We start from the raw sequence: 19,870 nt of genomic DNA on the forward strand, positions 1-19,870 counted from the left end.
TCACAGCGGCTTCACCAGCAATTCGAACTTGAGGTCGTCGCGCTTGGGAATGCCGAAACGCTCGTCGCCGTACGGAAACGGTTTGTACTTGCCGGTGCGCCGATAGCCGCGCCGCTCGTACCAGGCGATGAGTTCGTCGCGTACCGAGATCACCGTCATCTCCATGCGCGTGCAGCCGAAATCGTCCTTGGCGACGCGCTCCGCCTCGGCCATGACCAACTTGCCGAGGCCAGCGCCCTGCTGGGTCGGATCGACCGCGAACATGCCGAAGTAACAAGCGTCGCCCTGCTTCTCGATATGGCAGCAGGCGAGCACGAGCACGCCGCGCCCGGCGAGCAGGACGAGGCTGCCAGCCTTCTCGATGACTTCCTTGAGCCCCGCCGGATCGACGCGCTGCCCGTCGAGCAGGTCGGCCTCGGTAGTCCAGCCCGCGCGGCTCGCATCGCCACGGTAGGCCGAGGTGACCAGCGTTTCGATCGCCGCGATGTCGGCGGTCGTGGCCAGGCGGAATTCGACGGCAGCCTCGTTCGGCAGGTCGTGGATGGAAGTCATCGGTGCTCTCCCTCGGTCGTGGTTTTCGCGGTGCCGGCCAGCGCCGCACGCAATGTCGCGAACGGCAGCAGTGCGCATTTGCGGCGCGACGGATAGTTTGCCAGCGCGGCGAGCGCGTTCAAGTCGCCAAGCGTATCGTCACGTTCCAAATCGCCGCCGATCACGCGTGCGAACCGCGCTTCCAGTTGCGCGATGCCATCTGCGTCGAGCCGCGCCGCGGCCTCGCCGAGCATCGATGCCGTCGCCTTCGCGATCGCGCAAGCTTCGCCGCGGAACGCGATCTCGGCGACGCACCCGTCGACCACGCGCAGCTCGACGTGCAGCGTATCGCCGCATAGCGGATTGGCGCCTTCCGCTCGATGTGTCGGCGCGGCCAGTGCGCCGAAATGATGCGGCGCACGGCTGTGCTCGAGGACAATGCGTTGATACAACTCGCTGGCGGACATCCGGGCATTGTAACGTTGCCGCGCTCGCTCGATGCCCGCAGCGCGCCAGGATTTCGCCATCGACGGCGGCGATGCTCTGCTAAGGATCCCGTGCGAGACTCGACCTTGTGACATCGTTGTTCCGTTCTATTTCGTTCCTCGCCACCGGCTGCCTCGCGCTGCTCGCGACCGCCTCCGCGTTTGCATCCGAAGCCCCTACCGGCAGCAGCGCGGCGTTGCAATCGCGCCTCGCTGCGCTGGCGCAGCGCGCTCGGCCGGGCACGCTCGGCGTCGCTGTACTCGACCTGCGCAGCGGCACGTCCTGGCGCATCAATGCCGGACGTGGCTATCCGATGATGAGTGTATTCAAGGCGCCGCTCGGCGCGGCCGTGCTCGAACGCGTCGATCGCGGCAAGCTCTCGCTGGACCGCGAGATCACGCTGACGTCGGTCGATCTGCGTCCAGGCCCAGGTCCGATCGGCGGCGAAATCCAGGCTGGCCATACCGAATTCAGCGTGCGCCGGCTGCTCGATGCCGCGGTCAGCGAAAGCGACAACACCGCGGCCGATGCGTTGGTCAAACTCGTTGGCGGCCCGACCGCAGTGACCACGTTCCTGCGCGCGCACGGCATCGAAGGCATTCGCGTGGATCGGGATGAGCGCACGCTTGCGCACGATATCGACGGCTTGGCCGCCAAGGTCGACGCGCCGCCTGCCGATGAGTCCGCCGCGGCGAAACTCGCGCGCAAGCGGCGCGGTTACGCCGCCTTTCTCACCGACCCGCGCGACACGAGCACGCCCGAAGCTGCCGTGGCGTTTCTGTGCAAACTCTGGCGCGGCGAGTTGGTGTCACGCACTTCGACCACGCTGATGCTCGAAATGATGACGCACTCGCCGACCGTGCCGAACCGGCTCAAAGGCGGCGTGCCGGCAGGCGCACATCTCGCGCACAAGAGCGGCACGTCGATTACGTTCGAAGCTGTCACGGCGGCGCACAACGACATCGGCATCTTGAGCTGGGCGGACGGACGCACCGTTATCGTCGCCGCGTTTCTTACGGCGTCGCCGGCGTCGGAACAGGAACGCGATGCGATTTTTGCGACATTGACGCGGGACGTGGCTGGCGCGCTGCATCCGTGACGATTTCTTGCCGTGCCATCGCCGCACGGGGAGATTAAACTCGGGTCGACGACACGACACCGGGAGCTACTACCGATGAATCCACAACGGCGCGCCGTGCTCGGCGGCATGGCATTGGCGGCGCTCGCGCCTGCACGCGCGGACACACCCGGCGAACCCGCACCGCAGCAAGCCGTCGACGCACCCGATGCGCCGCCGTGGCCGCCCGCCGAGCGCATCGCCTTGTGGCCCGGCGAACCGCCCGGTATGCCGGCCAAACCGCCCATTCCGGCGCTGACCATGAACGGCGCGCGCGGCGAACGTCAGCTCTGGGTCACCGGCATCGTGCATCCCGAGATCAACGTGTTCCGCGCACCGCGTCCGGACGGTTCGGCCCTGCTCGTGATTCCCGGCGGCAGCTACAGTTTCGTCTCGGTGCAGAACGAAGGCATCGACATCGCGCGGCGCTACACCCCGTTCGGCACCAGTGTGTTCGTGCTGACCTACCGCCTGCCTGGCGAAGGTTGGAAAAACCGCAGCCGCGTGCCGCTCGCCGATGCGCAACGCGCAATGCGCCTGCTGCGCGCGCGCACGGCGGCGCTGCGCATCGATGCGCAACGCATCGGCGTCCTCGGTTTTTCCGCTGGCGGCCATCTCGCCGCCGATCTGGCGACTGCGTTCGACGAAGCCTGTTATGCACCGATCGATGCGACAGACAAACTCTCGGCGCGGCCGCATTTTGTCGGCCTCGCCTATCCGGTTGCCAGCTTGATGCCGAACGTGGTGCATACCGGTTCGCGCGACAACTTGCTCGGCATCGGCGCCAGCGCTGCGCAGGTCGCCAAGCATTCGCCCGCCGAGCAGGTACGCGCGGACACGCCGCCGGCGTTCGTCTTCCACGCGATGGATGACGATGCCGTACCGGTCGGTGCGAGCCTCGACTGGATCGCCGCATGCCGCCGCGCACGCGTGCCGGTCGAGGCGCATTTGTTCGAGAAAGGCGGACACGGCTTCGGCCTGCATGCGCCGATCGATTCACCGACCGCGCATTGGCCGGAATTGTTCGCCGCATGGATGCGCCAGCGACAGAGTTGACGTCTCCAATAATTTCCAATTTCGATAGCCGAAATTTTGCGAGCTCCACTCTGGCGCGATCGAGGTTTCATGCGCACAATCGGGCCATGGAGACACACTACGACGCAATCGTGATCGGCAGCGGCATCAGCGGCGGCTGGGCAGCGAAAGAACTCTGTGACAGGGGCCTGAAGACGCTCGTGCTCGAGCGCGGGCGCGACGTGCAGCACATCAAGGACTACCCGACGATGTCGCTGCGGCGCTGGGACATGGACCTGCGCGGCGAGAATCCGCGCTCAACGAGCGAGGCGAATCCGCTGATCTCGCGCGCCGCCGGCTACGATGCGACGACCAAGCACTTCTTCATCAAGGATGAAGATCATCCGTACGTACAGGAGAAGCCGTTCCTGTGGGTGCGCGGCTATCAGGTCGGCGGCAAGTCGCTGATCTGGGGTCGCGCCTGCGCGCGCTGGTCGCCGATGGATTTCGACGCGCCCAAGCGCCTCGGCTATGGCATTCCGTGGCCGATCGGCTACGACGACGTCGCGCCATGGTACGGCCACGTCGAGAAATTCATCGGCGTCTGCGGCAGCAAGGAAGGCATTGCGACGATGCCCGACGGCGAGTACCTGCCCGCCTACGAACTCAACACGGTCGAACAGCATCTGCAGAAAGTGCTCAAGGAAAAGTTCGGCCGGCACTACATTTCAGGCCGCTGGGCACACATCACCGACGCGCAGGAAATCCATCGCCAGCAAGGGCGCGCCACCTGCCAAAACCGCAACCTGTGCATGCGCGGTTGCCCATTCGGCGGCTACTTCTCATCGAACGCGAGCACGCTGCCGTGGGCGCAGAAGACCGGCAACCTCACCGTGCGCCCGTTCTCGGTCGCGCACTCGATCATCTACGACGACGCGACGCAGCAGGCCAGCGGCGTCAAGGTGATCGATGCGAACACGCACGAGGAACTCGTGTTCAAGGCCAAAGTCGTCTTCGTCAACGCCTCGGCGCTGAATTCGACGCTGGTCCTGCTCAACTCCACCTCGAAGCGCTTCCCAAACGGCCTCGGCAACGACCACGGCGTGCTCGGCAAATACGTCGGTTTCCACAACTACCGCGCCGGCATGAGCGCGGAGATCGAGGGCTTCGAGGACTCGTACTATGAGGTCTACAAGCCGGCCGAGAACATCATCCCGAACTTCCGCAATGTGCAGAAGCAGGATGCCGACTTCCTCGGCGGCTACGTCATTTTCAGCGGCGCGAGCCGGCGCCTGATCGACGACAACGATGCGCACGGCGAGACGATCGGCGCGAAGTACAAACAAGCGATCAGCAAGCCGGGCAAGTGGACCGCGTACATGTACATGCAGGGCGAGACGCTGCCGAACGCTTCAAATCACGTGCGCCTGTCGCCCGACAAGAAGGACCCATGGGGCATCCCGCAACTCGTCATCTCGGTCGGCTACGACGACAACGCCGAGCGCATGGTGCGCGATTTCTTAAGCGAAGGCCGCAAGATGCTCGAAGCCGCAGGGTTCACCAACGTCAGCGCGAACGACAATCACTGGCCGCCCGGCCTCGACATTCACGAGATGGGTGGTGCGCGCATGGGCGCCGATCCGAAGACGTCGATGCTCAACGCGCACAACCAGGTGCACCTGTGCAAAAACGTCTTCGTCACCGACGGCGCGTGCATGACCAGCACGGGCAGCCAGAGCCCGTCGATCCTGTACATGGCGCTGACCGCGCGCGCAGCGAATTACGCGGCCGATCAGCTCAAAAAGCACGGGAGGATTGTCTGATGGATCGGCGAGAGTTGTTGCGCGCCATCGCCGCACTTACCGGCTGCGCCTTTGTTGGCGAACAACGCGCAGAAGCGCTCGTCTACGTCCATACCGATGGCTGGAGCACCTACCTCGACGACAATATCGCACTGCTGGACGAAATCGCAGAAACGATCCTGCCACGCACCGACACCCCTGGCGCGAAGGACGCGCGAGTCGGCGCGTTCATCGCACGCTACTCGTCCGCTTGCTACGCGCCGGCAGATCTGACGATCCTGCGCGAGGGTATTGCCGATCTCGATGTGCATTCACGCAAAGCCTATGGCATGGGCTTCGTGAATTGCACGAGTGCACAGAAACAGAAATTGCTGACCGACATCGATGCGGAAGCCAAACGCCACGCGCGCGAAGCCGCCGATAACCGCGGGCAGTCACCGCACTGGTTCACGCTGTGCAAGCAACTGACCCTGATGAGCTTCTTCACTTCGGAGGCGGGCGCAACGCACGTGGCACGCTATCGTCCCGTTCCCGGTGCGTACAAAGGTGTGGTGGCATACAAGGGTGAGACGTTCTGGGCCTGGTGATACTGTGATCCTTCGGAGACGAATACGAATGAAATATGCCGTTGTGTTTTTTGCCGCCACTCTCGGTTTTGCCGCACATGGTGCCGAATCGGCCAAACCTGACCCAGCCAACACGCTGTCGACAGAGCAACGGCGCGAAGGCTGGAAGCTGCTGTTCGACGGCAAGTCGACCGCGGGTTGGCACCGCTACAACGAGAAGACGATCGGCAAGTCATGGTCGGTCGACGACGGCGGCCTGCATCTCGACACGAGCAACAAGAAAGACGGCTGGCAGGCGCCCGATGGCGGCGACATCGTCTACGACGGCGTGTTCGCCAACTTCGATCTCAAGCTCGACTGGAAGATCGCCCCGGCCGGCAACAGCGGCGTGATGTTCTACGTGCAGGAAGGCCCCGAGCACAAATACCCGTGGCAGACCGGCGTCGAGTCGCAAGTGCTCGACAACGTCGCCGCCGAGGATGCCAAGTTCGACAAGCATCGCGCCGGTGATTTGTACGATCTGATCGCCGGCAAGCCCGAAGCGGTGCGCCCGGCCGGCGAGTGGAATCGCCTGGAGATCATCAGCGACCACGGCCGCTTCGTCGAGAAACTCAACGGCACGGTCGTCGTCGAAACGACGCTGTGGGACGACGCGTGGAAGCGTCTGATCGCGGGCAGCAAGTTCCGCGACATGCCCGGCTTCGGCATGTCTCGCTCCGGCAAGATCGCACTACAGGATCACGGCGCGGACGTCTGGTTCCGCAATATCATGATCCGCGAGTTGAAGTAGTAGCTACGCGAGAAGCTTGCGCACCTTGGCGATCGCGGCGATAAATGCGTCGATTTCCTCGCGCGTGTTGTAGAACGCAAGCGAGGCGCGCGCTGTCGCTGGCACGCCATAGAATTGCATCAGCGGATGCGCGCAATGGTGGCCCGAACGCACGGCCACGCCTTCGTGGTCGAGCAGGGTCGCCAGATCGTGCGCGTGCACGCCGTCGATCAGGAACGAGAACACTGCAGCCTTGTCTTTCGCCTCGCCGAACAGACGCAGGCCAGGGACGGACTTGAGTGCATCGCTCATGTAGGCGGCGAGTTCGCCCTCGATCGCACCGATCGTGTCGAGGCCGATGCGGTTCACGTAGTCGATCGCGGCGCCGAGACCGACGAATCCTGCGATGTTCGGTGTGCCGGCCTCGAACTTGTGCGGCGCGTCAGCGAACGTCGTGCCGTCGAAGCTGACCGTGCGGATCATCTCGCCTCCGCCGAAGAACGGCGGCATTTCGGCCAGCAGTTCCTTGCGTGCCCAGAGCACACCGGTGCCGGTCGGACCGTACAGCTTGTGCCCAGTCAGCGCGTAGAAGTCGCAGCCGAGCGCCTGCACGTCGATGGCCAGATGCGGCGCGGCTTGCGAGCCGTCGACGAGCAGCGGGATTCCACGTGCACGGCAGGCCTTGGCCAATTCGCGAATCGGATTGATCGTGCCGAGCACGTTCGACACGTGCGTCACGCCGGCGAGTTTCACGCGCGGATTCAGGCGTGCGATGAATTCCTCGACGATCAACTCGCCGCTCTGCGTGATCGGCGCGGCAATCACCTTTGCCCCTGTGCGCGCGGCGACAAGCTGCCAAGGCACGATGTTGGCGTGGTGCTCCATCGTCGTGACGAGAATCTCGTCGCCCGGCTGCAGGCGCGGCAGCGCATAGCTGTAGGCGACCGTGTTCATCGCCTGGGTCGTGCCGCTGGTAAAGATCACCTCGTCGCGCGTCGGCGCGTTGATGAAGCGTGCAATCTTGTCGCGTGCGCCCTCGTAGGCCGACGTCGCCGCTTCGCCGAGCGAGTGCACCGCGCGCGCGACATTGGCGTTGGTCTCGCGATAGAAGCGGTCGACCGCGTCGATCACCTCGATTGGCTTCTGTGAGGTATTCGCGTTGTCGAAATAGACCAGCGGCTTGCCGTGCACCTGGCGCGAGAGGATCGGAAAACCGGCGCGGATGCGCGCCACGTCGAACGCGGCGATGTCGCCGCGGCTGGCTTGTGTACTCATCGCGATGCTCCGACCGCCAGCCTTGCCAGCGGCACTCTCGTCGGTACCGACAAGCCTTGTGCGCGGTGGCAATCCGCCGCTTGCTTCAGCCGCCAAGTCCTTGCATGAACGCGGCGAACGCGAGCCACCCCTGGGTCGGAGCGACCAGCACCGCAGCGGTGTTGGAAACGATCATCACCAAGGCGCCGTAGAGATAGGCGGGATACCAGCGACGTTGCGTTCTCCAGTCGTAGATCATCGCAATAGCGAAGAAAATCAACGCAACGAATGTCGGCGGAAGTGCGACGAATGGCGGCGGCGGCCCGCCTTCCAACGCGCCTGGCGGAGCGAAAAGCGTGATGAATACGCGCGCGATCGCGGGAACCATCAGCGCGGCCATCAGCGAATACATGAGCCGCTTGTGGATCTCGGGTCGGCGCAGGTTGGCCAGCGCCGCCACGAACATCACGACCATTGAAAACGCGCCGATGAACGTGATCGCCGAAAAACGGCGAGCCGCATCGCCAAATCCATGCGCGTCGTTGATACGCAAATCGGTAATCTTGAAGACGACGATCGAACAGATCATCAGCGTGAACAGGGAAATCCCCGCGAGTCCCCAGCTGCGATGCGTCGCAATCCGGCCCGAGGCTACCCAGCCGGTTTGGGCCAGATAGAAAAGTGTCCAGGTGAACATGAAGGCGCCGTGGACATGCATGATCGGCGGCCCGTGAAAATTCGCCGTTCCGAGCCGCGCCCAGTAAGTCGGAATGAAGCCGCCGAAAGCGACCAGAACGAATACGACGGCCATCCAGAAGAAAAAGCGCCGTGACTGTACCGACGCATCGATGTTGCGTGCGATTACCGTTTCCAAAGCCATCCCCCTTTGGTTCGTTGCAGCATCGGTTATACGCAACGGTGATGGAACACGCAACTCCACGACATGCGATGTGACCATCGAATTGCAGATTCGTTTGCGGTTGCGCGCTCATGCACTAGCTCCATCCACGTGAGGCACGAGCAGCCCGGCAAGCCTATTGCGCAGATCCACGTCGGTGATGCCGTCGAGCACTTCGCGGCAGAACGCCGTCACCATCATGCGTCGCGCATCGGCGAGCGGAATCCCGCGCGAACGCAGGTAGAACAGCGCGCGCTCGTCGATCTGGCCCACCGTCGCGCCGTGCGCGGCCTTGACCTCGTCCGCGTAGATCTCGAGCACAGGCTGCGTATCGATCTCGGCCAGCGCCGACAGCAACAGATTCTTGTTCGACAGCTTCGCATCGCTGCCATCCGCGCCTTCGGCGACCGTGATCGCGCCGTGGAAAATTCCGCGCGCGCGCTGGTCGGCGACGCCGCGCCAGAGGATATCGCAGGTCGTGTCGCGTGCGACGTGGCGCACGTCGAGCTGCGTGTCGGCATGCGCGCGCCCGCGCAGCGCGAAGACGCCGCGCGATTCCAGTCGCGCCTGTTCGCCGGCGAGTTCGACCTGCATGTCCAGGCGCTGCATGCGCCCGCCGAGCAACACATGCGTCGCGTGCAGCGTCGCCTTCGCAGCGAGGTGCACGTCGAGCAGGCGATACAACGACATCGACTCGGGCAAGTCGCAGAGACTGACCAGATCGAGTCGCGCGCCTTCGCCGATATCGATGCGCCGGCGCGAAGCACCAAGAACGCCGGCTCCGTCGAGGCTTACGTGCTGTTCGATCAGGGTGACGAACCCGTTGACGATCACCATCGAAGTATTCGTCTGCCAGCGGCTCGGCTGCGCAGAAGGAATGCTGACGTAGACGATCTGCATCGGCTCGTCGATTTTTCCGTCGATGCGCACCGCATAGGTTCCACCGGTCTCGCCAACCGTCACCATCGCGCCGACATCGGCCAGGTCCGAATAGCGCTCGGAAACCGCGCCGTTGACGACGACGACACGGCGGCGCCGCGTCGCTGGCCAATCGAATTGCGTGCGCAGCGTCTCCGGCAACTCGGCGTTCGCATCAGCCGCGACAAATTCCTGCTGCGCCAGCGCGCGCAGCGCCATCTTGCTGTAACGCCACGACTCCTCTCTCGCGCGCGCGTCGCCGCGGCCGAATTCCTCGAGCAAAGCCGCGCCCACGTCAGGCGGCTCCTGCGAGCTTGCGCTCTGCAACCCAGGCATAGCCATGCTCTTCGAGCTTGGGCGCGAGACTCGCGTCGCCCGTCTCGACGATGCGCCCGTCGGCGAGCACGTGCACGACATCGGGCACGATGTAGTCGAGCAGGCGCTGGTAGTGCGTTACCACAAGGAAGGCGCGGTCGGGCGAACGCATCGCGTTGACACCGTCGGCGACCATCTTGAGCGCGTCGATGTCGAGGCCCGAATCGGTCTCGTCGAGGATCGCGAGCCTCGGTTCGAGCAGCGCCATTTGGAAAATCTCATTGCGTTTCTTCTCGCCGCCCGAGAAACCCTCGTTGACCGCACGATGCAGCAGTTCGTCTTTCAGATGCAGCACGGCGAGCTTTTCGCGCACGCGCTTCAGGAACTGCATCGAGTCGAGTTCGGCTTCACCGCGATGCTTGCGCTGCGCATTCAACGCCGTACGCAGGAAGTAGGTGTTGTTCACGCCCGGAATCTCGACCGGATACTGGAACGCGAGGAACACGCCTGCGGCCGCACGCTCCTCGGGTTCGAGTTCGAGCAGGTTCTTGCCCGCGTACACGACAGAACCCTGCGTGACTTCGTAACCCTCGCGCCCTGCCAGCACGTTGCCGAGCGTGGACTTGCCCGCGCCGTTCGGCCCCATGATCGCGTGCACTTGGCCCGCTTTCACTTCGAGCGAGAGACCCTTGAGGATTTCCTTGCCCGCGACGCGGACATGGAGGTTTTCGATTTTCAGCATTTCCGTTCTCGCAATTTCTTCGGCGTCAGACGCCCGCAAGTTTTTTCAGTGCGTCGCTTTCGACGCGGCAACCGAGCCATTCCGGCGTCATCTTCGCTCCGAGCGATTCGTAGAATTCGATCGAAGGTTTGTTCCAATCGAGCACCGACCACTGGAAGCGTGCGAGTCTTTCGGCGACGCAGCGCTTCGCCAGGTTCACGATCAGCGCCTTGCCGATGCCGTGACCGCGAAACGCCGGGCGCACGAACAGATCTTCAAGATACAAACCATGGCGGCCGCGGAAAGTTGAGTAGTTGTAGAACCACAACGAAAACCCGGCGACCTCGCCATTCCATTCCGCGATCTCGGCGAACACGCGCGGATTCGGCCCGAACAGATCGCGCCCAATGTCCGGCGCAGTCGCATCGACTTCGTGGCGCAGCTTTTCGTAGTCGGCCAACTCACAGATCAGCGCGTAAATCGCCGCTGCGTCGTCAGGCCGCGCCGCGCGTATCGCGAGGCTTGCGATAGGCGTATCCATCATCAACCCACCGCGCCTTCGAGCGACACTTCGAGCAGCTTCTTCGCCTCTACCGCAAACTCCATCGGCAATTCGCGGAACACCTGCTTGCAGAAGCCGTCGACGATCATCGACACGGCGTCTTCCTCGCCGATGCCGCGCGAGCGACAGTAGAACAGCTGATCGTCGGAAATCTTCGACGTCGTCGCCTCGTGCTCGACGATCGCGCCGGGATTCTTCACCTCGATGTACGGGAACGTGTGCGCGCCGCATTTCTTGCCGATCAGCAGCGAATCGCATTGCGTATGGTTGCGCGCACCCTCGGCGCCTTTCTCGACCTTGACCAGGCCACGATACGTGTTCTGTCCGCGCCCAGCGCTGATGCCCTTGGAGACGATCTTCGACTTGGTGTTGCGCCCGATGTGGATCATCTTCGTGCCGGTGTCGGCCTGCTGGCGATGATGGGTCAGCGCGACCGAGTTGAATTCGCCGACCGAATCGTCGCCGCGCAAAACGCAGCTCGGATATTTCCAAGTGATTGCCGAGCCGGTCTCGACCTGGGTCCACGAAATCTTGCTGCGCGCGCCGCGGCAGTCGCCGCGCTTGGTGACGAAGTTGTAGATGCCTCCTACGCCGTTCTCGTCGCCCGGGTACCAGTTCTGCACGGTCGAATACTTGATGTTCGCATCATCGAGTGCGACGAGTTCGACGACCGCGGCGTGCAACTGATTCTCGTCGCGCATCGGCGCGGTGCAGCCTTCGAGGTAGGACACACTTGCGCGTTCCTCCGCGATCAGCAGCGTGCGTTCGAACTGGCCAGTGTCGCGCGCATTGATGCGGAAATATGTCGAAAGCTCCATCGGGCAGCGCACGCCTTTCGGCACGAACACGAACGACCCATCGGAGAACACGGCCGAGTTCAACGCGGCGAAGTAGTTGTCGCCCGGCGGCACGACGCTACCGAGATATTTCTGCACGAGTTCGGGATGCTCGCGCACCGCTTCGCTGATCGCGCAGAAGATCACGCCGGCTTCGGCCAATTCCTTGCGGAACGTCGTGCCGACCGACACCGAGTCGAACACCGCATCGACGGCGACACCGGCGAGGCGCGCGCGCTCGTGCAGCGGCACGCCAAGCTTGTCATAGGTTTCGAGCAGCTTGGGATCGACGTCGTCAAGCGACTTCGGCCGGTTCTTCGGCTGCGAGTAGTAACTGATCGCCTGGAAATCAATCGGCTCGATCTGCAGCTTCGCCCAGTGCGGCGGCGTCATCGTCAGCCAGTGGCGATACGCCTTCAGGCGCCACTCGGTCAGCCATTCCGGCTCGTTCTTGCGCGCGGAGATCGCGCGCACGACATCCTCGTTCAAGCCCGGCGGCAGGCTTTCGCTTTCGATGTCGGTGACAAAACCGGCGCTGTAGCGTCGATTGAGCGCCTCGGCGACAACGTCAGTTGGTGCTGATTCGTCGGGTACGTCGAGTTCGAGGGGTTGGGTGGCCATTGGCTGCCTGACTTTTTATGCGGTGGCGACTAGGCGCATCGGAATCGCTGCGCGCTTCGGTGGCGGCCGGCGCATGTCGGCCAGCGTCATCTGCTTGAGCGTCGTCTCGATCACCTCGCTGACGCGCCGCCAGTTGCCGCGCACGCCGCAATGTGGCTCGTGCCCGCAGGCGCCGTGATGCGCGCTGCATTCGGTCATGCCGAACGGCCCTTCCATCGCAACGAGGATGTCGGCAAGGCTGATCCGCTCGGGCGCGCGCGCGAGGCGATAGCCGCCGTTGACGCCGCGAAACGATTCGACCAGTTCCGCCTGGGCGAGCTGCTTGAGCAGCTTCGACACGGTCGGCAGTTCGAGATGCGCGCGCTCGGCCAGCGTCTGCGCGCTGAACACCTCGTCGGACGATTCGGCGAGCACGGTCATGACGACGGTGGCGTAGTCGGTGAGTTTGCTGACGCGGAGCATGTTCGCAGCTCTTGTTGAGAAGTGCGGCCGCGGATGGCCGCCTCTTGATTCCCGCGATCACGGACGATCGCGCTTAATACCGTACCGATATAGTACTGTTTTACCATGCACCGGTCAAACCGCAGGCTATAGTCGGATGCTCGAACAAATCCGGGGACAGAAATGATCGTTTCCTTCGTACTCGCGCTGTTGTTTCTGGCGTTCGTCCTGCATCGCCGGCGGCGGCGAACGGCCGGCTTTCTTGCGATCGCCTCAATCACGCTGCTCGTGTCCTCCGGATGCGGCCTTCTGGCGGCACCAATGCTGAGCGATCTACAAACGCCGTTTATCAAATTGCCGCAAGTCAGCTGGGGCTCGAGCAATGCGATTGTCGTGCTCGGCGTCGGCACGGCGAAGTTCGACGGCACGGTCGAACCGACTCCTTTCGCTTACGGACGCATGCTGCGAGCGCTCGACCTCTACGGCAGCTGCAAAAATCACGGCCGTTGCCGGATCATCATCAGCGGCGGCGATCCGCAGCAGCACCGCGCGTCCGAAGCCGCCGTCTATGCGGCGGAGCTCGTCAAGGCGGGTGTCGACCACGCCGATATCGTGCTCGACGAGGCGAGCCGCAACACTTGGGAAAACGCGAAGTTCACCCGAGCGCTGCTTGAACGCGAGGGCGCAGACAACGTCGTGCTCGTCACCGCGGCACTCCATATGAAGCGCAGCTTGCTGTACTTCGCCCATTTCGGAATTGCCGCCACTCCAATCCGCGCCGACGCGGTCGAAGGCGAACTTTCATTGCCGCCAAGCGGCATGAACATCGCCTACTGCGACATCGCACTGCACGAATACATGGGCATCGCCCGATATCACGTCTACAACGCGCTCGGATGGAACGTACCACCGCTCACGGCGTTGCGCCCGTCTGCAGATGCGGCTGCAGGACGCCTGCCACCCAGTTCATGAATACCTGAACGCGCCGCGGCAGATTGCGCCGTTGCGCATAGAGCAGCGACACCGGCATCGGCTCCGCCGAGCATTGCGGCAGCACCTCGACCAGGCGGCCCTGTTCGATCAGGTGACGCACACCGAGAGACGGGACCTGGATCAGGCCGAGTCCGGCCACGCAGGCGGCCTCGTAGGATTCGGCATTGTTCACCGTGAGCGCGCCCGGCATCGGCAGGACGCGATAACGCTCGCCGTCGAAATACTCGAAGCCGTCGGGCTTGGCACCGAACGTCGTCGCGTAGTGGATCAGGCGATGTGCGACGAGATCGTCGAGCGTGCGCGGCGTGCCGTAACGCTTGAGGTAAGCGGGACTCGCGCAATTGACGATGCGATGCGCGCCGAGAGGGCGCGCGACCAGACTGCTGTCGCCAAGCGCACCGACGCGCAGCACGCAGTCGAAACCCTCGCGCACCGGATCGACGCGGCGGTCGGTGCTCGACAGCTCGATTTCGAGGTGTGGATGCGCTTCGAGAAATTCCGGCAGGCGCGGGATGATGAAATTGCGCGCCGTGCCGGTCGGCATGTCGACGCGCAAGCGGCCGCGCAGGGATTCAGCGTCGCGGCGGAACATCGATTGCAGTTCGTCGACATCCGCAAGCAGCTCTTTACCGCGGTCATGAAAAAGCTGGCCGTCCTGAGTCAACTCGACGCGCCGCGTGGTCCGGTGCAGGAGCCGCGTACCGAGACGCGCTTCCAACTTCTGCACGGCCGTAGACGCGCTGGCTTTCGGCAGACCCAGATCATCCGCGGCACGCGTGAAGCTGGCGAGCTCGGCAACGCGGATGAAAATGCGCATGGCTTCTAGGTCGTTCATGGCCAAAGACCTTCAGGAACCAGATGAGTCAATTGTTCGCATATTTTGAACAGACTAATCAATAATCTCCAATTTATACGGCTTTGCCAAACCAATAAAGTGGTATCCGTCATTCACACATCCCGGAGAAACCATGAACACCCAAGACGGCAAAATCGCCCTGATCACCGGCGGCAGCCGCGGCCTCGGCCGCAGCATGGCCCTGCACCTCGCCCGCCAAGGCACTGGCGTCATCCTGACCTACCGCAGCAATCGCACCGAAGCCGACGCGGTCGTCGCCGAAATCGCCAAGCTCGGCGGCCGCGCGGCGAGCCTGCAGCTCGATACCGCCATCGTCGCCGGATTTGACGAATTCATCGCGCGCCTGCGCGAAACTCTGACTAAGACCTGGGGCCGCGACCGCTTCAACTTTCTCGTCAACAATGCCGGCGTCGGCGTGCATGCTTCGTTCGCCGAGACCAGCGAGGTCCAGTTCGATGAACTGATGAACGTGCACCTCAAGGGCGTGTTCTTCCTCACCCAGAAACTGCTGCCGCTGATCGTCGACGGCGGACGCATCGTCAACGTTTCCAGCGGGCTGGCGCGCTTCAGCCTGCCCGGCTATGCGGCATACGCATCGATGAAAGGTGCGATCGAAGTGCTGACGAAATACCTGGCCAAGGAACTCGGCGCGCGCAAGATCACGGTGAACGTGCTCGCGCCCGGCGCGATCGAAACCGATTTTGGCGGTGGCCAAGTGCGCGACAACAGCGAGGTGAACCGTTTCGTTGCCGCGAACACGGCGCTCGGCCGCGCCGGCCTGCCCGACGACATCGGCGGCGCGATCGCAATGCTGCTCTCGCCGGACGGCGGCTGGATCACCGGCCAGCGCATCGAAGCCTCGGGCGGCATGTTCTTGTGATCGAAACTACGATTGACGGACCGGTCGATACGGCATATCTTGTGTTCGTCAACGGCGTCCAACCCAGCATATTGTTGGCGAGGACTTAATCGGGAACCCGGTGAGAGGGATTTTTGCGATCGTCCCCGATCGCGAAGATCAAAAAGCGGCCATCCGTGACCGCACTCCTCAATTCCAGGACTGCCCCGCAGCGGTGACCGGGAACGAACGGTGCCAACAGCACTGGGCCGAAGATGTGGCGAACCACTCGCCGCATTCGACGATCTGGGAAGCGGCATCGCAGTAGGTGAGACAGGCGCTGCGCAAGCTGCCTGTGTCGCGCCCGGGAGTCCGAATACCGGCCCGCGATCGTCGTGCGCAAGCGCGGCGTCTGGCTTGCAGACCTTCGCGGGAAGGATAGCCGGGCAGTGACGGTCGTCGTTCGTTTCGACACCCCGTTCCTGTCTCGTCTCTCCCACCAAGTTCTGTGCTCGCTCGCGGGAGCGAAGGCCGGCGGTTGCGGCCTGTTCCGGTTCCCGCATCGCCTGCCTCGCTTCCTTTCGTAACACCGACAAGGAGAGGCACCCATGTCCCACGTAGAAACCCTCGCGCCCGCGACAACGCCGTTGTTGTCGGCCGCCACCGCCCTCGCCGCTCCGCCGAACCAAACCGGTTTCGCCCTGACCCCGCCGCACAACGCACCCGCGGCGATGCGCGTGACCAAGCGCTCGGGTGCGAGCGAACCGGTCGATCTCAACAAGATCGTGCGCGCGGTGACACGCTGCGGCGATGGTCTGCGCGACGTCGATCCGATGCGCGTCGCGGTGAAGACGATCACCGGCCTCTACGACGGCGCCTCGACGCGCGAGCTCGACGAGCTGTCGATCCGCACCGCCGCCTCGCTGATCGCCGAGGAGCCCGAATACTCGCAACTCGCCGCGCGCCTGCTTGCCGGCTATGTCGACAAGGAAGTCCAGGTACTCGGCGTCTACTCGTTCTCACAGTCGATCCGCCTCGGCTTCGACCTGGGCCTGATCAACGAACGCGTGCTCGCCTTCGTCGAAACCCACGCGCGCAAGCTCAACGATGCGATCGATGCGAGCCACAATGCGCGCTTCGAGTATTTCGGCCTGCGCACGCTCTACGACCGCTACCTGCTCAAGCATCCGCACAAGCGTCAGGTCATCGAAACGCCACAGCATTTCTGGATGCGCATCGCCTGCGCGCTGACGCAGACGACGAGCGATGCGATCGAACTTTACCGCCTGTTCGCCACACTCGACTACGTGCCGAGTTCGCCGACGCTGTTCAATGCCGGTACGCGCCACGAGCAATTGTCGAGCTGTTTCCTGCTCGACTCGCCGGCCGACTCGCTCGACGCGATCTATGAGAAATACAAAGACATCGCGCAGCTGTCGAAATTCTCCGGCGGCATCGGCGTGGCATGGCATCGCGTGCGCGCGGAGGGCTCGCTCATCCGTTCGACCAACGGCCTGAGCAACGGCATCGTGCCGTGGCTGAAGACGCTCGACTCCTCGGTCGCCGCGGTCAACCAGGGCGGCAAGCGCAAGGGCGCGGCCTGCGTGTATCTCGAATCGTGGCACGCCGACGTCGAGTCCTTCCTCGAACTGCGCGAGAACACCGGCGACGAGGCGCGGCGCACGCATCATCTCAATCTCGCCAACTGGGTGCCGGACCTGTTCATGCGCCGCGTCGACGAAGACGGCGCGTGGTCGCTGTTCGATCCCGCGGACGTGCCCGACTTCCCCGATCTCTGGGGTGCCGCATTCGAGCAGGCCTACGTGCAAGCCGAAGCGCGCGGCCTGGCGAAGAAAACACTCAAGGCGCGCGATCTCTACGCGAAGATGATGCGCACGCTTGCGCAGACGGGCAACGGCTGGATGACGTTCAAGGACGCCTGCAACCGCGCCTGCAACCAGACCGCGCAGGCCGAAAACCGCGTGCACCTGTCGAATCTCTGCACCGAGATCATCGAAGTCACCGGCGGCGCAGAAACCGCGGTGTGCAATCTCGGTTCGATCAATCTCGCGCGCTGCGTCATCGACGGCGCCTTCGATTTCGACAAGCTCGCACACACGGTGCAGATCGCCGTGCGCCAGCTCGACCGCGTGATCGATCTGAATTTCTATCCGATCGCGACCGCGCGCGCCTCGAACTTGCGCTGGCGGCCGGTCGGCTTGGGTTTGATGGGCCTGCAGGACGTATTCTTCCAGTTGCGCCTGGCGTTCGATTCGCCCGCCGCGCGCACGCTGTCGGCGCGCATCTCCGAGGAGATCTATTACCACGCGCTGCACACCTCGCTCGAACTCGCGCGCGAGCACGGCGCACACGCCGCGTTCGCGGACACGCGGGCTTCGCGAGGCGAGTTGCAGTTCGATGCGTGGAACGTGACGCCTAGCGATACCGTGCGCTGGAACGCGCTGCGCGAGGAGATCAAGGCACACGGTCTGCGCAACTCGCTGCTGATCGCGATCGCGCCGACCGCGACGATCGCCTCGATCGCCGGCTGCTATGAGTGCATCGAGCCGCAGCTGTCGAACCTGTTCAAGCGCGAGACGCTGTCCGGCGATTTCCTCCAGGTCAACCGCTATCTCGTCGAGGAACTCAAGCGCCTGGGACTGTGGACGACCGAGATCCGCGACGCGATCAAGCTCGCCGAAGGTTCGGTGCAATCGGTAGCCGCGCTGCCCGAAGAACTCAAGGTTATCTATCGCACGGTCTGGGAACTGCCGATGCGCGCGTTGATCGACATGGGCGCCGAGCGCGGTGCCTTCGTCGACCAAAGCCAGTCGCTGAACCTGTTTATCGAGAACCCGAACATCGGCCAGTTGTCGAGCATGTACATGTACGCTTGGAAGAAAGGCTTGAAGACAACGTACTACTTGCGCTCGCGGCCGGCGACGAAGATCGCCAAGACCACGGTGGCGGCGAGCGATGCGACGCCGAAGAAGACCTATTCCGACAGCGATGCCGTCGTCTGCTCGCTCGAGAACCCGGAACTGTGCGAGGCCTGCCAATGACGACCTCGCACCTGCTCGATCCCGGTTTCAACCTCACCCTGCGGCCAATGCGCTATCCGCAGTTCTACGAGATGTACCGCGCCGCGATCAAGAACACCTGGACGGTCGAGGAGATCGACTTTCAGATCGACCTTAACCATCTCGACAAGCGCATGACCCCGGCCGAACGGCACCTGATCGAGCGCCTCGTCGCATTCTTCGCGACCGGCGATTCGATCGTCGCCAACAATCTCGTGCTCAACCTGTACAAGCACATCAACGCGCCCGAAGCGCGCATGTACCTGTCGCGCCAGCTCTACGAAGAAGCGCTGCATGTGCAGTTCTACCTGACCCTGCTCGACAACTATATCCCGCAGGCCGAGCGCCGCGCGCAGGCCTTCGCCGCGATCGAGAACATTCCCTCGATCCGGCACAAGGCTGAGTTCTGCCAACGCTGGATCGACTCGATCCAGCGTCTCGACCGCATCGACAGCGACGCGGACAAGCGCCAGTTCCTGCTCAATCTCACATGTTTTGCCGCATGCATCGAAGGCCTGTTCTTCTTCGCCGCGTTCGCCTACGTCTACTTCCTGCGCTCGCGCGGCCTGCTGCCCGGCCTTGCTGCAGGCACCAACTGGGTGTTTCGCGACGAGTCCGCGCACATGACCTTCGCCTTCGAGGTAATCCGCACGGTACGAAGTGAGCAGCCGGCGTTGTTCGACGAACGATGGGCGAGCGACGTGCGCACGATGCTCGCGGATGCGGTCGAATGCGAAACGCTGTTTGCGGACGATGTGCTGGCCGGCGGCGTCGTCGGCCTGTCGGCGGCGGAGATGCGCCAATATCTCGAATACGTCGCCGACCAGCGCCTGACCATGCTCGGCCTCACGCCGCTCTACGGCGCGAAGAATCCGTTCCCGTTCATGGAACTGCAGGACGTGCAGGAACTGACCAACTTCTTCGAGCGCCGCGTCTCCGCCTACCAGGTCGGCGTGCAGGGCGAGGTCAGCTTCGACCACGCGTTCTGAAAACTGCATTGACGATGGACGTCTAGACATCTAGACTGCCAATTGCTGAAGGTGCCGGAAGTAACGCTCCGGCTGAAAAGGGAATCCGGCGAAAATCCGGAGCTGCCCCGCAGCGGTATGTGGAAACGAATTCGTCAACAGCACTGGGTGTTACGGCCCGGGAAGCGGCGATCAGTAGGAGGGCTCGAATCATCGAACCCGTGTCCACGAGCCCGAAGACCTGCCTTGGCCGAACGGTTTGCGCCGTTCGATACGACTCGGAA

Annotated in this window: 19 protein-coding genes and 2 riboswitches; of the genes, 9 read left to right on the forward strand and 10 right to left on the reverse strand. The window is 63.4% G+C overall.

Translation table 11 applies throughout. From position 1 onward, the window contains the following. Positions 1-552 (reverse strand): GNAT family N-acetyltransferase, encoded by a 552-nt coding sequence (locus F455_RS0100995; protein WP_018971386.1) that lies wholly within the window; start codon positions 550-552, stop codon positions 1-3. Further along, positions 549-998, reverse strand: a complete 450-nt coding sequence (gene sufU / locus F455_RS0101000) for a Fe-S cluster assembly sulfur transfer protein SufU (RefSeq protein ID WP_026292940.1) — start codon at positions 996-998, stop codon at positions 549-551. The genes F455_RS0100995 and sufU overlap by 4 nt, the downstream gene beginning before the upstream one ends. Positions 999-1,114: 116 nt before the next feature. On the opposite strand from sufU, the gene bla reads away from it, so the two are divergent. From bla to F455_RS0101025, 5 genes are all read left to right on the forward strand, one after another. Further along, entirely contained in the window at positions 1,115-2,116 is a 1,002-nt protein-coding gene (gene bla, locus F455_RS0101005; protein WP_018971388.1) for a class A beta-lactamase, read from the forward strand. A gap of 75 nt (positions 2,117-2,191) precedes the next feature. After that, positions 2,192-3,190 (forward strand): alpha/beta hydrolase, encoded by a 999-nt coding sequence (locus F455_RS0101010; protein ID WP_018971389.1) that lies wholly within the window; start codon positions 2,192-2,194, stop codon positions 3,188-3,190. Positions 3,191-3,276: 86 nt separating this feature from the next. Next, complete coding sequence (locus F455_RS0101015) at positions 3,277-4,971, forward strand: GMC oxidoreductase (protein ID WP_018971390.1); 1,695 nt, start codon at positions 3,277-3,279, stop codon at positions 4,969-4,971. After that, positions 4,971-5,537 (forward strand): gluconate 2-dehydrogenase subunit 3 family protein, encoded by a 567-nt coding sequence (locus F455_RS0101020; protein WP_018971391.1) that lies wholly within the window; start codon positions 4,971-4,973, stop codon positions 5,535-5,537. Before F455_RS0101015 ends, F455_RS0101020 begins: the two co-directional genes overlap by 1 nt. A gap of 28 nt (positions 5,538-5,565) precedes the next feature. Beyond that, complete coding sequence (locus tag F455_RS0101025) at positions 5,566-6,306, forward strand: 3-keto-disaccharide hydrolase (RefSeq protein ID WP_018971392.1); 741 nt, start codon at positions 5,566-5,568, stop codon at positions 6,304-6,306. Between the two features lie 3 nt (positions 6,307-6,309). On the opposite strand, the gene F455_RS0101030 is transcribed toward F455_RS0101025, so the two are convergent. The 7 genes from F455_RS0101030 to F455_RS0101060 all read right to left on the reverse strand — a co-directional run bounded on the left by F455_RS0101030 (position 6,310) and on the right by F455_RS0101060 (position 12,872). Beyond that, complete coding sequence (locus F455_RS0101030; RefSeq protein WP_018971393.1) at positions 6,310-7,560, reverse strand: aminotransferase class V-fold PLP-dependent enzyme; 1,251 nt, start codon at positions 7,558-7,560, stop codon at positions 6,310-6,312. An 85-nt stretch (positions 7,561-7,645) separates the two neighbouring features. After that, positions 7,646-8,497, reverse strand: a complete 852-nt coding sequence (locus F455_RS19280) for a hypothetical protein (protein ID WP_157578365.1) — start codon at positions 8,495-8,497, stop codon at positions 7,646-7,648. 30 nt (positions 8,498-8,527) lie between these two features. Further along, on the reverse strand, positions 8,528-9,649 hold the full coding sequence (gene sufD, locus F455_RS19285; protein ID WP_169337264.1) for a Fe-S cluster assembly protein SufD: 1,122 nt from the start codon (positions 9,647-9,649) through the stop codon (positions 8,528-8,530). 1 nt (position 9,650) lies between these two features. Then, positions 9,651-10,412 carry a Fe-S cluster assembly ATPase SufC gene (gene sufC, locus F455_RS0101045; RefSeq protein WP_018971396.1) on the reverse strand — a complete coding sequence of 254 codons (762 nt, stop codon included), beginning with the start codon at positions 10,410-10,412 and terminating at the stop codon, positions 9,651-9,653. Between the two features lie 25 nt (positions 10,413-10,437). Next, entirely contained in the window at positions 10,438-10,932 is a 495-nt protein-coding gene (locus tag F455_RS0101050) for a GNAT family N-acetyltransferase (RefSeq protein ID WP_157578367.1), read from the reverse strand. Between the two features lie 2 nt (positions 10,933-10,934). Next, positions 10,935-12,410 carry a Fe-S cluster assembly protein SufB gene (gene sufB, locus F455_RS0101055; protein ID WP_018971398.1) on the reverse strand — a complete coding sequence of 492 codons (1,476 nt, stop codon included), beginning with the start codon at positions 12,408-12,410 and terminating at the stop codon, positions 10,935-10,937. A gap of 15 nt (positions 12,411-12,425) precedes the next feature. Then, positions 12,426-12,872 (reverse strand): SUF system Fe-S cluster assembly regulator, encoded by a 447-nt coding sequence (locus tag F455_RS0101060; protein ID WP_018971399.1) that lies wholly within the window; start codon positions 12,870-12,872, stop codon positions 12,426-12,428. A 162-nt stretch (positions 12,873-13,034) separates the two neighbouring features. Here F455_RS0101060 and F455_RS0101065 point away from each other — a divergent pair, with 162 nt between their 5' ends. Next, positions 13,035-13,823, forward strand: coding sequence for a YdcF family protein (locus F455_RS0101065; protein WP_018971400.1), 789 nt, complete (start codon positions 13,035-13,037; stop codon positions 13,821-13,823). Here the strand turns inward: F455_RS0101065 and F455_RS0101070 are convergent. Next, positions 13,765-14,679, reverse strand: coding sequence for a LysR family transcriptional regulator (locus F455_RS0101070; RefSeq protein ID WP_018971401.1), 915 nt, complete (start codon positions 14,677-14,679; stop codon positions 13,765-13,767). The two genes, F455_RS0101065 and F455_RS0101070, sit on opposite strands and share 59 nt — an antisense overlap. A 133-nt stretch (positions 14,680-14,812) precedes the next feature. Between F455_RS0101070 and F455_RS0101075 the strand changes: the two genes are divergently transcribed. The 3 genes from F455_RS0101075 to F455_RS0101085 all read left to right on the forward strand — a co-directional run bounded on the left by F455_RS0101075 (position 14,813) and on the right by F455_RS0101085 (position 19,607). Next, positions 14,813-15,580 (forward strand): SDR family NAD(P)-dependent oxidoreductase, encoded by a 768-nt coding sequence (locus F455_RS0101075; protein ID WP_018971402.1) that lies wholly within the window; start codon positions 14,813-14,815, stop codon positions 15,578-15,580. A gap of 35 nt (positions 15,581-15,615) precedes the next feature. Further along, positions 15,616-15,940, forward strand: a riboswitch (cobalamin riboswitch). Between the two features lie 329 nt (positions 15,941-16,269). Beyond that, the gene (locus tag F455_RS0101080; protein WP_245539968.1) at positions 16,270-18,600 is read left to right on the forward strand and encodes a ribonucleoside-diphosphate reductase subunit alpha; all 2,331 of its coding nucleotides are present in this window, start codon (positions 16,270-16,272) and stop codon (positions 18,598-18,600) included. Further along, positions 18,597-19,607, forward strand: coding sequence for a ribonucleotide-diphosphate reductase subunit beta (locus F455_RS0101085; protein WP_018971404.1), 1,011 nt, complete (start codon positions 18,597-18,599; stop codon positions 19,605-19,607). The genes F455_RS0101080 and F455_RS0101085 overlap by 4 nt, the downstream gene beginning before the upstream one ends. A gap of 32 nt (positions 19,608-19,639) precedes the next feature. Continuing rightward, a riboswitch (cobalamin riboswitch) is annotated at positions 19,640-19,849 on the forward strand. Positions 19,850-19,870: the final 21 nt, after the last annotated feature.

It is taken from the genome of Rudaea cellulosilytica DSM 22992 (assembly GCF_000378125.1).
GTDB classification, from domain to species: domain Bacteria; phylum Pseudomonadota; class Gammaproteobacteria; order Xanthomonadales; family Rhodanobacteraceae; genus Rudaea; species Rudaea cellulosilytica.

Excerpts from the sequence above, each read along its gene's own strand:
- F455_RS0101015 (WP_018971390.1), top strand. The coding sequence starts at position 3,277 with ATGGAGACACACTACGACGCAATCGTGATCGGCAGCGGCATCAGCGGC.
- F455_RS0101060 (WP_018971399.1), bottom strand. The coding sequence starts at position 12,872 with ATGCTCCGCGTCAGCAAACTCACCGACTACGCCACCGTCGTCATGACC.
- F455_RS19280 (WP_157578365.1), bottom strand. The coding sequence starts at position 8,497 with ATGGTCACATCGCATGTCGTGGAGTTGCGTGTTCCATCACCGTTGCGT.
- F455_RS0101020 (WP_018971391.1), top strand. The coding sequence starts at position 4,971 with ATGGATCGGCGAGAGTTGTTGCGCGCCATCGCCGCACTTACCGGCTGC.
- F455_RS0101030 (WP_018971393.1), bottom strand. The coding sequence starts at position 7,560 with ATGAGTACACAAGCCAGCCGCGGCGACATCGCCGCGTTCGACGTGGCG.
- F455_RS0101025 (WP_018971392.1), top strand. The coding sequence starts at position 5,566 with ATGAAATATGCCGTTGTGTTTTTTGCCGCCACTCTCGGTTTTGCCGCA.
- F455_RS0100995 (WP_018971386.1), bottom strand. The coding sequence starts at position 552 with ATGACTTCCATCCACGACCTGCCGAACGAGGCTGCCGTCGAATTCCGC.
- F455_RS0101050 (WP_157578367.1), bottom strand. The coding sequence starts at position 10,932 with ATGGATACGCCTATCGCAAGCCTCGCGATACGCGCGGCGCGGCCTGAC.
- F455_RS0101070 (WP_018971401.1), bottom strand. The coding sequence starts at position 14,679 with ATGAACGACCTAGAAGCCATGCGCATTTTCATCCGCGTTGCCGAGCTC.
- F455_RS0101010 (WP_018971389.1), top strand. The coding sequence starts at position 2,192 with ATGAATCCACAACGGCGCGCCGTGCTCGGCGGCATGGCATTGGCGGCG.
- F455_RS0101080 (WP_245539968.1), top strand. The coding sequence starts at position 16,270 with ATGCGCGTGACCAAGCGCTCGGGTGCGAGCGAACCGGTCGATCTCAAC.
- sufB (WP_018971398.1), bottom strand. The coding sequence starts at position 12,410 with ATGGCCACCCAACCCCTCGAACTCGACGTACCCGACGAATCAGCACCA.
- sufU (WP_026292940.1), bottom strand. The coding sequence starts at position 998 with ATGTCCGCCAGCGAGTTGTATCAACGCATTGTCCTCGAGCACAGCCGT.
- F455_RS0101065 (WP_018971400.1), top strand. The coding sequence starts at position 13,035 with ATGATCGTTTCCTTCGTACTCGCGCTGTTGTTTCTGGCGTTCGTCCTG.
- F455_RS0101075 (WP_018971402.1), top strand. The coding sequence starts at position 14,813 with ATGAACACCCAAGACGGCAAAATCGCCCTGATCACCGGCGGCAGCCGC.
- F455_RS0101085 (WP_018971404.1), top strand. The coding sequence starts at position 18,597 with ATGACGACCTCGCACCTGCTCGATCCCGGTTTCAACCTCACCCTGCGG.
- sufC (WP_018971396.1), bottom strand. The coding sequence starts at position 10,412 with ATGCTGAAAATCGAAAACCTCCATGTCCGCGTCGCGGGCAAGGAAATC.